Genomic DNA, 11,396 nt, shown 5'->3' on the forward strand with positions numbered 1-11,396 from the left:
CCGCGGCGGGGGACGCGACCGCGGCCCCCTCGGTCGACGCGGTCGGGGCCCAGGAGCCGGTGCAGGTCCCCCCGGTGCCGTTGATCGAGATCCCTGACCTGGCCGCGCTCGACGACGCCCAGCAGGGCCTCACGGCCTCGCTCGACGCCGCCGTCGCGGACCTGGTCGACCTGACCGACGTGGACCTGTCCGGGCTGACGGTGGTCCCAGCCCGCTGTGACGCCCAGGGCAATCTCGTGCGCGACGACGCCACCGTGCTCTACGGCGACGGGTCCGGCTCGTACTTCGGTGCGGACGGCAACGAGTCGACGTGGAACTACGGTGACGGTTCGGGCTCCGACATCGACGGCGATAGCTCGACGTGGAACTACGGCGACGGTTCGGGAAGCTACATCGACGGCAATATGTCGATCTGGAACTACGGAGACGGTTCCGGCAGCTACATCGACGGCGATGTGTCGATCTGGATCTATGGTGACGGTTCCGGGAGCCATATTGACGGCAGCGCGTCGATCTGGAACTACGGTGATGGGTCGGGCAGCTATGTTGACGGCAGCGCGTCGATCTGGAATTACGGTGATGGTTCGGGCAGCTACATCACCGGCCGCGTGTCGATGCGGAACAACGGCGACGGGACCGGGACGGTGAACGGCGTCGCGACCGCGATGGAGCCGCTGCCGCCGCTGCCGCGCCTGGGGGCGTCCCCGCCGCTGGCCGCGCTGCAGCCGCTTGCGCCGTCGTGCGGCACCCTCGTGACGCTGCCCGGTGGGGTCTTGTTCGACTTCGGCTCGGCCGAGCTGCGGCCTGAGGCGGGTGCGGTCCTGGACGCCGTCGCCGAGGCCCTGGGGGGTCCGCTCGCCCGGACCTCGACCGTGACCGTCGAGGGGCACACCGACTCGGTCAGTGACGACGCGTTCAACCTGGCGTTGTCCCAGCGGCGCGCGGACTCGGTGGTCGACGCCCTGGTCGGACGTGGGGTCGGGGCGCCGCTCGAGGCCGTCGGGTTCGGCGAGACCCTGCCGGTGGCAGCCAACGAGATCGGCGGGGTGGACAACCCGGCCGGACGCCAGCTCAACCGCCGGGTCGAGATCCTGATCCCCCCGGTCTGACCCATCCGCGGCGCGGGTGACACGGTCAGGACGTCAGGACCGTGTTGCCCGCGCCCTCGTCGGTGACGGCGCCCTTGACGGTGTCGAGCGAGAGGTAGTTGTCGGAACCGCTCACGGTGACCTGGCCGACCGCGCCCGCCAGGATGGTGTTCCCGTCGCCGATCACCACGACCGACCTGGCGTCGTCCAGGCTGAGATAGGCACCCGACGCCATGATGGTGACTGTCGCGCACTGACCGTCCATGAGGACTGTCGCATCGTCCTGGGTGACATCGAGGTCGTCGTCCTGACACGTCGAGCTGATGTACGGAGCCGAGTCGTCGGTCGGCGGGCCGGACGTGTCCGCGGGTCGTGCGTGGGGGCCCGGCGTCGGGTCGTCGGCGGGAACCTTGCCGTCGCTCGTCGGTGCCGATCCGGCGGCCTCCGCAGGTTCGATCCCGGCCGAGCATCCGGTGAGCCCGGGCAGCAGGAGCAGTGCGGTCAGGGCGACGGCGGCCGATCGGTGCCCGGGCGTGGCTCGACGTCTCACGTCGTGCTCCTTGGTGGTCGTTGAATGGCGACGGGCTCGGGTCTGGGTGGTCGTGCGGACGGCTCGGGCGCGGGTGGTCGGGCGGACGGTGCGGGCGGTCCGGCGACCGGCAGCCGCAGGCGCACCACGGTCCCGTGCCCCTCGCGGGAGCGCAGCTCGGCCCGGCCACCGTGCCGGCGCACGATCGTCCGGACCAACGGCAGGCCGAGCCCCGTGCCGGGTACCCCGCGCGAGGTCGAGGCGCGGGCGAGCTCCTCCCAGACGGCCTCGACCTCGTCGGCAGGGATGCCCGCCCCGGTGTCGGCGACCTCCACGACGACATGGGTGTCCGACTCCTCCGCGACGCGCAGCTCGATGCGGTCCCCGGGGCGGGAGTACTTCAGGGCGTTGTCGGCCAGGTTGTGCAGTGCGAGGAACAGCAGGTCGGCATCGGCCCGCAGGCGCGGGACGGGCCACGGTGCTTGAGGAACGACGAGCACCCAGGTCCGCTCGGCGGCGCCCGGGCGTCCGGCGACCGACGCGCGGACCTCGTCAAGGACGGCTGCCAGGTCGACGTCCTCGACGTCCAGCGCCAGCCGCTCGACGTCGGTGACCTTGCGCAGGTCGTTCAGCAGCGCCCCGATGCGTGCTGCCTGCTGCTCGACGAGCGCGAGCGCGTCGTCGCTGCCGTCGGCGCGCAGGTTCGCCAGGCCGAGCCGCATCGCCATCAGCGGGTTCTTCAGCTCGTGATCCAGCCGGCTCAGCAGTCGCAGCTGCTCGGCGTGCACGCGCTGCTCGGCGTCGGCCTGCGCCCGGGCCCGCACCCGCTCGCTCTCGTCGGCCTGGTGGCGGCGTGCGTCGTCGGCCCGTCGCCGAGCGCGGCGCACCAGGGCGACGACGACGCCCGTGACCACGCCCGCCTCCGCGAGCAGCAGTGCGGGTGAGGCCGACGCGGTGACCCGAACGGACGGGCCCCACAGCCACCAGAGCGCCGCGAGCACCAGACCACCCGCAACAGGTGCGAGCACCGCGCCGGACCGCGCGACCGAGGGGCCCGGACCGCTCGTGAGCCCGCTCACGGCGCGATCTCCACCACTGCCCGGAACCGGTATCCGGTCCCCGGCACGGTATCGATCCACCGCGGCGCCGTGGCGTCGTCGGCAAGGACGCGGCGCAGCTCGGCGACCCGGTGATCGACGGCCCGGGTCCCCACGGGATGCTCGAACCCCCAGACGACCTCGAGCAGGCGCTCGCGCGTGAACAGCTCGTCCGGATGCGTGAGCAGGAAGTCGAGCAGGGCCGCGGCCTTCGGGGTGAGCACGAGCTCGGTTCCGGCGAGCCAGAAACGGCGCGCCACCCGGTCGACGGTCAGGTCCTCGGCGCGCAGCCGGCCGGAGCCGGTGAGGCTGGGGGTGCCGCGGCCGACGCGACGCAGGATCGCCCGCACGCGCGAGACGAGCTCGCCCGGATCGAACGGCTTGTTGAGGTAGTCGTCGGCGCCCTCGTCGAGCGCCCGCGCCCGCTCGCCGGCCTCGCCGACCGAGGTCAGGAGGACGACCGGGACAGTACGCCCGGCCACCCGCAGCTCGCGCAGCACCCCGCGGCCGTCGATGCCGGGGAGCATGACGTCCAGCACGACGATGTCGGGTTCGCGGGCCGCGATCTCCGCGAGTGCGCGCTCCCCGTCACCGGCGACCGTGACGTCGAAGCCCTCGCGGCGCAGCAGAGGCGCGAGGGCATCGGTGATCGAGCGGTCGTCATCGACCAGCAGCAGACGCTCAGCACGGGGGGGCGTCAGCACCCGGCTGATCCTAGCCTTGCGGTCTCACGGCGGGTGGGGACCTGCGGCCAGGACCGGCACCGACGGCGCCGGTGGCCGGTGGCTTCGGTTGCGGCCCGGCTGCGAGCGGACGCCGAAGGTCGCCTGACGCGCGGCCGGGTTCATCGACCGGTCGTCTCCCCGACCGCCGCCATCTCTTGCCGGTCCGTCAGGTCGGGACAAGCATGGGCGGGCACCCCACCGGTGCACATCTCACATCCCGGGAGGATCCCCGCATGAGAACTCGCATCGCACCTCGAGCCCGAGCGTTCGGCGCCATGGCCGCCGCCGCGGTCCTCGTCGCGGCGGCGGCGCTGCCGGCCGCGGCCGGCGACGACAACGGCGACGGGCGCGGCAACGGTCACGGTCAGCCGCGTACCTACCAGCTCACGATCATGGGCACGACGGACCTGCACGGCAACGCCTTCAACTGGGACTACTTCAGGAACGCCGAGTACGACGACAGCGCCCACAACGACGTGGGTCTGGCCAAGATCTCGACCCTGGTCGACCAGGTCCGCGCGGACCGCGGTGACCGCAACACGCTGCTGATCGACGCCGGCGACACGATCCAGGGCACGCCGCTGGCCTACTACTACGCCAAGATCGATCCGATCACCTCGGGCAGCATCCACCCGATGGCCGCCGCGATGAACGCCATCGGCTACGACGCCGCTGCGCTGGGCAACCACGAGTTCAACTACGGCATCCCGCTGCTGCGCGCCTACGAGTCGCAGCTGGACTTCCCGCTGCTCGGCGCGAACGCGATCGACGACGCGACAGGGCGACCGGCGTTCAAGCCGTACGTCATCGAGACGGTGCGACCGGAGCGTGGCAAGCCGGTCCGCGTCGGCATCCTCGGCCTGACGAACCCCGGGATCGCGATCTGGGACAAGGCCAACGTCGAGGGCCAGATGAGCTTCCCCGGCCTGGTCGAGCAGGCACAGGTCTGGGTCCCGAAGATGCGTGCGGCCGGTGCCGACGTCGTCATCGTCGCTGCGCACTCGGGTGCCGACACGTCGTCGTCGTACGGCGACACGCTGCCGTTCCCGGAGAACGCCGCCACCCTGGTCGCCGAGCAGGTGCCGGGTATCGACGCGATCCTCGTCGGGCACGCCCACAAGGAGATCGCCGAGCGCATCGTCACCAACCAGACCACCGGCAAGGAGGTCGTGCTCTCCGAACCGCTGCGGTGGGGCGAGCGGCTGTCGGTCTTCGACCTCGACCTGTCGTACGCGCGTGGCAGGTGGACCGTCGACTCGGTCGACGCGAGCGTCCTGAACGCCAACACCGTCACGGAGGACCCGGAGATCGTGAACCTGCTGTCCGCGCAGCACGACACGGTCGTCAGCTACGTGAACAGCGTGATCGGCACGGCGACGGAGCCGATGTCGGCAGCGACCGCCCGGTACGAGGACACGGCGGCGCTCGACTTCATCAACTACGTCCAGGCCCGGGAGGTCCAGGCGAACCTGACCGGCGCCGACGCCGCTCTGCCGGTGCTGTCGATCGCGGCGCCGTTCAACCGGGACGCGGCGATCCCCGCCGGCGACGTCTCGGTGCGGGACATCGCAGGTCTGTACATCTACGACAACACGCTGCTGGGCATCAAGCTCACCGGTGCCCAGGTCAGGGCGTACCTCGAGAAGTCGGCCGAGTACTTCAAGCAGGTCCCCGCGGCCGGCAGCTACGCCTCGACCGACGTGACCAACGCACCGACGGCCACGGCGCCGAACGGCACGCCGGACTACAACTACGACGTCATGGGCGGGCTCGACCAGCCGTTGACCTACGGCATCGACCTGTCGCAGGCGGCCGGGGCGCGGATCACCGACCTCGCCTACGGCGGCGTGCCGGTGGCGGACGGCCAGGAGTTCGTCGTGGCGATCAACAACTACCGGCAGTCCGGGGGAGGCAACTTCCCGGGCGTCACGACGGCACCTGTCGTGTACAACCGGCAGATGGAGATCCGGCAGCTGCTCATCGACTGGGTCACGGCTGAGCAGGTCGTCGACCCGTCGACCTTCACGAAGACCAACCCGGACTGGCAGCTGACCTTCGGCGGCGTGCCGCTGACGATCACGCCGTAGCGCTCGGGGCGCGACGAGCAGGACCCCGGGCCCGCGGTCCGGGGGTCCTGCTTCTGTCACACCAGCGAGTCACGCTCCGTTATCGGATCGTGACCTGGCCCTCCTTCTCACCCGAATGGCGGAGTGGTGGGGTGGCAGGGTCGCCTCACGAAGGAGTGATCGTGCGCCGCCCGACCCGAACCCACCGTCTGTCCCGTCCCTCCGTCGCCGCCCTGGCCGTCATCGGCCTCCTCGCACCGCTCGCGGTGCTCAGCGCAGGGACCCCGGCTGCCGCCGCCACCGCAGACCTCGCGCTCAGCGGCGTGGCGACCGCCTCGCAGTCGCAGGACGACGGCGACGGCCGGTTCCCGCCGGACAACGCGGTCGACGGCGACCCGGCGACCCGCTGGGCCAGCGGCAACGGGCCGGACGAGGACGTCGAGTTCACCGCGTGGCTGCAGGTCGACCTCGGCGGCGCGGCCCAGGTCGAGAGCATCACGCTGACCTGGGAGGCCGCCTACGCGACGGCCTACGACCTGCAGGTCGCGACGTCGTCGCCGCAGGACGAGGCCAGCTGGACCACCGTGCACACCGAGACCGCGGGCGATGGCGGCGACGACGCGATCGCGCTCGCGGCCCCGGTCGAGGCGCGCTACGTCCGCGTGGTCATGCTCGAGCGGGTCGGCTTCGACTGGGACCCGGCGCGGACCCACTGGTATGGCTACTCGCTGTTCACCCTCGGCGTGCACGGCACGCCGGACCAGACCGCCGTGCTGTTCGCCCGCGCGACGACGTCGGTCCCGGCCGGGCAGAGCGCGGCGGTGCCGGTCGTCCTCAACGCTCCCGCGACCCAGGACCTCACGGTGCGGGTCACCAGCGGAGGCGGCACCGCCGTGCCCGGGACCGACTACACGCCGGTCGACCAGGTGCTGACCTTCCCGGCGGGCAGCACCCGCCAGGACGTGATCGTCGAGACCGTCGACCGGGGCCCGCTCGCACCGGTGAGCACTGTCGACCTCGCGCTCACCGAGCCGTCGGGCGGTCTGGTGCTCGGCGCGCGCGCCGCGACGACCGTCACGCTCAGCCCGCACGGTGACCTGCCCGACGTCGGCACGGTCGTGGTCCTCGACGACTTCGAGTCCGGCGTCCCCGCCGGCTACACCACGTGGGGCAGCAGCGGCCCGGTCACGCCCGTGCTCAGCACGGTCCCGAGCGACCGGGACGGCGCACCGGCCGGCAACCACGCGCTGCAGGCCACGGTCGGCGCGACGCCTGTCGCGGGCGACTGGTTCGGCTTCACGCATGACCTCGCAGCTCAGGACTGGTCCGCCTCCGACGGCTTCAGCTTCTGGTTCCTCGGCACCGGGTCGGGCGGCCTGCTGCGCTACGAGCTCAAGAGCGGTGGGCAGCTGTTCGAGCGTGCGGTGGTCGACGACACGGCCGGCTGGCGGCTGGTATCCGTCCCGTTCAGCCAGCTCAGGCTCAAGGGCGACCCGGGCTCGGACGCACGGTTCGACCCCAGCGCCTCGACCGGCTTCGCGGTGACCCTGACCGACCTCGGTGCCGGCGACTGGCTGATCGACGACATCGGTCTCTACGAGCGCGTCACGACCGTCGAGGACTTCGAGGGCGACGTGCCGATCGCCGCGCCGGGCACGACCGTGGGCCTGTTCACGTGGGGCTCGGCCGGTGCGACGGTCTCGTTGAACGTCACCGAGATGGAGCGCGAGGGCGGCCCCGTCGGCAACCACGTGCTCTCCGGTGCGTACCTCATCCCGTCCGGCGGCTGGGGCGGTTTCAGCCACAACCTCGCCGCGGCGCAGGACTGGAGCTCCTTCCAGGGGATCCGGTTCCTCTGGTACGCCTCGCAGGACAACCGCCCCGCCTCGCCGACTGCCGGCGGCGACATCAAGGTCGAGCTCAAGGACGGTGGCCCGGACGGTGAGCACTCCGAGCTGTGGGCGGCGACCTTCAAGGACAACTGGTCGCCGGCCGGCAGCCGGTGGAAGCTCGTCGAGCTGCCGTTCAGCGACTTCACCCTCGGTGGCTACCAGCCGGGCGACGCAGCCACCCGCAGCGGCACGCTCGACCTGACGTCCGCGTGGGGCTACGCGCTGACGATGGTGCCGGGCACGGTGGACGCGGTGGGCTACGCGGTCGACGACGTCCAGCTCTACGGCTCGGCGGTCCCCGCGCCGACCGTGGCTGTCGCGCCCGCGCAGGAGGTCTACCTCGTCGACCCGGGTGACGCGGCCCAGGTGGCTGTGCGGGTCACGACGACCGACGGTGCGCCCCTCGGCGCGGCTGTGACCGTCGGCTACGCCGACACCGCGGGCACCGCGCAGGCGGGGACGCACTACCCACCGCTGACCGGCTCGCTGACCTTCGAGGCCGGTGCGGCGTCCGGCAGCGAGCAGGTCGTGGAGGTCGCCACCCTCGCGACGGCGCCGGTCGACGACGCCCGCTCGTTCGAGCTGACGCTCACCGCCGACGGCGCGCAGGTCAGCTCGCCGCGGATCGTGCTCAACGCCGTGGGCGCACCGTACCTGGACGCCTCGCTACCGACGGCGCAGCGGGTCGAGGACCTGCTCGGCCGGATGACGCTCGCCGAGAAGATCGGTCAGATGACCCAGGCCGAGCGGCTCGGCCTGCAGTCGCCGCAGCAGATCACCGACCTCGCACTCGGGTCCGTGCTGTCCGGCGGCGGCTCCGTGCCGCAGGACAACACGCCGGCAGGCTGGGCCGACATGGTCGACGGCTACCAGCGCCAGGCGCTGTCCACCCGCCTGCAGGTGCCGCTGATCTACGGCGTCGACGCCGTGCACGGGCACAACAACGTGGCGGAGGCGACGATCTTCCCGCACAACGCCGGGCTCGGCGCGAGCCGCGATCCCGCTCTCGTCCAGGCGATCGGTGAGGTGACTGCGCTCGAGGTGCGCGGCACCGGCGTGCCGTGGACGTTCGCGCCCTGCCTGTGCGTGAGCCTCGACGAGCGGTGGGGGCGCAGCTACGAGTCCTTCGGCGAGGACCCGGCCCTGGTCACCGCCCTGGCGCGGGCCGCCGTCGTCGGGCTCCAGGGCGAGGACGCCGGCGACCTGTCGGGGCCGTCGCGCGTCCTGGCCACGGCCAAGCACTGGGCCGGTGACGGGGGGACCCGCTACGAGCCGGCGCTCGCCGGGTCCGGCTATCCGATCGACCAGGGGGTGACCTATGCGGACTCGGTCGACGAGCTGCGCCGTCTGCACGTGGATCCGTACGTCCCGGCGATCGACGCCGGGGTCGGCTCGATCATGCCGTCGTACTCGGCCGTCGACATCGCCGGCGCGGGACCGGTGCGCATGCACGAGAACGCTGCCCTCAACAACGACCTGCTCAAGGGCGAGCTGGGCTTCGACGGCTTCCTGATCAGCGACTGGGAGGGCATCGACAAGCTGCCCGGCGGGACGTACGCCGAGAAGGCCGCACGGGCGGTCGACGCGGGTGTCGACATGGCGATGGCGCCCTACAACTTCGGTGCCTTCATCACCGCGCTCACCGAGAAGGTGGCCGACGGGTCGGTCAGCCAGGAGCGCATCGACGACGCCGTCCGGCGCATCCTGACCCAGAAGGTCGCCCTCGGCCTGTTCGAGCAGCCGATGGCGGACCGGACGTACGCGGGTGACCTCGGCTCGGCCGAGCACCGCGCGGTGGCGCGCCAGGCGGCGGCCGCGTCCCAGGTGCTGCTCAAGAACGACGGCGTCCTGCCGCTCGCCGCCGATGCCGACCTGTACGTCGCCGGGTCGAACGCCGACGACCTCGGCCACCAGATGGGTGGCTGGACGATCTCCTGGCAGGGTGGCTCCGGCGACACGACGCAGGGCATCACGATCCTCGAGGGGATCGGCGAGGTCGCCCCGGACGCCTCCGTCACGTACTCGGCGGACGCCTCCGCACCGATGGACGGCGCCGACGTCGGCATCGTCGTGGTCGGTGAGCCGTCCTACGCCGAGGGGATCGGCGACGTCGGCAACAACGGGCGCAGCCTCGAGCTGCCCGCGGCGGACCAGGCGGCGATCGACGCTGTGTGCGGTGCGATGCCGTGCGCCGTGCTGGTCGTGGCCGGCCGGCCCCAGGTCGTGAGCGACCGGCTGCCGCAGATCGACGCGCTCGTCGCGTCCTGGCTGCCGGGGTCGGAGGGTGCCGGTGTCGCGGACGTGCTGTTCGGCGCGGCGCCGTTCACCGGTCGCCTGCCGCTCTCCTGGCCGGCCTCGGTCGACCAGGTCCCGGTGAACGTCGGTGACCCGACCTACGCCCCGGCGTACGCCTACGGCTGGGGCCTGCGCACGGATGCCCAGCGCGGTCGGCTCGAGCAGGTGCGGGACGCCCTCGCTGCGGGTGCGGCTCGCGAGGCCCTGACGGCCGTGCTCGACGCCGACGTGTGGTCCGGCGACGCGCTCTCGACCGAACCTGCGGACGTCGCCCGAGCGGTCCGCCTGCTCGTCGCCGCGTCGGCGGAGCTCGACGGGGCGGGGGACGACGTGCTCTTCGTGCAGGCCGGTCTCGTGGTCTCGGTGGTCCGGGACGTCGCCCAGGCGGCGGTCGTGGCCGGCGCCACCGGTCTGCCGGCCGACGCGCTCGCGGTCACGGCCGACGCCGAGCACGCGCTCATGTCCGGGCGTGCCGGTGAGGCGGCCGAGCTGCTCGCCGGCGTGGCAGGCGTCGACCTCGCCGAACCCGCGACGTCAACCACCCAGCTGCGGATCTCGCCGCAGGTCAACCACTTCGGTCGGCCGACCACGGCCGTGGTGACCGTCCGGGCATCCGCCGGGGTGTCGACGGGCACGGTGGAGATCGAGGTGGACGGGACTGTCGTGGCGACCGGCGAGCTCACCGCCGGCCATCACGGAGGCGGGACCCGTGCCCAGGCCCGGATCGAGCTGCCGGCGGACCTCGCCGTCGGGCGGCACGACGTCGTCGCCGTGTACCGCGGTACGCCGACGGTCGACGGCTCGACATCACAGACGCAGCGCTATGTCGTGCTGCGTGCTGCCCCGGAGGTCCGCACGGACGGGACCGACCGGACGGTGCGACGCAGCGACCCGAAGGTGGTCGAGGTGCAGGTCGGCCCGGTTGCCGGGGTCGTGCCCACGGGCACCGTCGACGTGTACGCCAACGGTGTCCGGGCGGCTTCGGCGGCCCTGCGCCCGGACGGGACCGCCTCGGTCGCGCTGCCGGCGAGGACCCGGACCGCCCTGGTCCTGGTCGTCTACCGCGGTGATGTCACGTTCGCCCCGGGTATGGCGCGGCCGATGGTCCTGTGGGTGCGCTGACCTTGCCCATGCCGTCGCGCATCACCCGGTTCAACCGCCGGTTCCTCAACCCGCTCACCGTCCGGCTCGCCGGGCACGGCTCGATCGTCGACCTCGAGCACGTCGGCCGGACGTCGGGGACGAGGTACCACACGCCGCTGATGGCCTTCCGTGACGGTGCCGACGGTGCGGACGGTGCCGCCGGCGGAACGGTGACGATCGCGCTCACCTACGGCCCGGACGTCCAGTGGCTGCGCAACGTCCGGGCCGCCGGCCGGTGCCGGATGCGGATGGGCCGTCGGATCCTCACGCTGGGCCCACCGAGGACGCTCGACCCGGACGAGGGCCTCTCCCGGGTACCTCAGCCGCAGCGCGCGCTGCTGCGCTGGCCGATCCGCTGCCGGGACTTCATCGAGCTGCCGATACTGGCGCCGCCCGGCACGTGACCGGACGAGCGCGCGCGGCCCTCGGGCCGGTGGACGGCGATATTGGCTGCGTCGGTGTCGGTGCTCGCGCCTAGCCTGGTCGCGTACGTGGGAGCGGTTGCCCGGTCGACGGCGACGCGCGCATCCCCGAGACGAGCATCCGACGGAGGAGACGGTC

The 11,396-nt window shown here is 72.5% G+C and carries 7 protein-coding genes; 4 read left to right on the forward strand and 3 right to left on the reverse strand.

All coding sequences use genetic code 11. The features are described 5' to 3' along the window. Positions 1–74 precede the first annotated feature (74 nt). Positions 75–1,109, forward strand: a complete 1,035-nt coding sequence (locus K415_RS25005) for an OmpA family protein (RefSeq protein WP_304412747.1) — start codon at positions 75–77, stop codon at positions 1,107–1,109. A gap of 25 nt (positions 1,110–1,134) precedes the next feature. Here the strand turns inward: K415_RS25005 and K415_RS22690 are convergent, their stop codons facing one another. The 3 genes from K415_RS22690 to K415_RS0108440 are packed head-to-tail and all read right to left on the reverse strand — an operon-like array spanning position 1,135 to position 3,418. Beyond that, positions 1,135–1,638 (reverse strand): DUF3060 domain-containing protein, encoded by a 504-nt coding sequence (locus K415_RS22690; protein ID WP_051480464.1) that lies wholly within the window; start codon positions 1,636–1,638, stop codon positions 1,135–1,137. After that, positions 1,635–2,696, reverse strand: a complete 1,062-nt coding sequence (locus tag K415_RS0108435; RefSeq protein WP_051480466.1) for a sensor histidine kinase KdpD — start codon at positions 2,694–2,696, stop codon at positions 1,635–1,637. The genes K415_RS22690 and K415_RS0108435 overlap by 4 nt, the downstream gene beginning before the upstream one ends. Then, complete coding sequence (locus K415_RS0108440) at positions 2,693–3,418, reverse strand: response regulator transcription factor (protein ID WP_369795207.1); 726 nt, start codon at positions 3,416–3,418, stop codon at positions 2,693–2,695. Before K415_RS0108440 ends, K415_RS0108435 begins: the two co-directional genes overlap by 4 nt. A gap of 254 nt (positions 3,419–3,672) precedes the next feature. Between K415_RS0108440 and K415_RS0108450 the strand changes: the two genes are divergently transcribed. From K415_RS0108450 to K415_RS0108460, 3 genes are all read left to right on the forward strand, one after another. Continuing rightward, entirely contained in the window at positions 3,673–5,526 is a 1,854-nt protein-coding gene (locus K415_RS0108450) for a bifunctional UDP-sugar hydrolase/5'-nucleotidase (protein WP_029663424.1), read from the forward strand. Between the two features lie 161 nt (positions 5,527–5,687). Beyond that, the gene (locus tag K415_RS0108455; protein WP_155859410.1) at positions 5,688–10,814 is read left to right on the forward strand and encodes a glycoside hydrolase family 3 N-terminal domain-containing protein; all 5,127 of its coding nucleotides are present in this window, start codon (positions 5,688–5,690) and stop codon (positions 10,812–10,814) included. 8 nt (positions 10,815–10,822) lie between these two features. After that, positions 10,823–11,239 (forward strand): nitroreductase family deazaflavin-dependent oxidoreductase, encoded by a 417-nt coding sequence (locus K415_RS0108460; protein WP_231494857.1) that lies wholly within the window; start codon positions 10,823–10,825, stop codon positions 11,237–11,239. The last annotated feature ends 157 nt before the right edge of the window (positions 11,240–11,396 follow it).

This window comes from Cellulomonas sp. KRMCY2 (assembly GCF_000526515.1).
In the GTDB taxonomy this organism is placed as follows: domain Bacteria; phylum Actinomycetota; class Actinomycetes; order Actinomycetales; family Cellulomonadaceae; genus Actinotalea.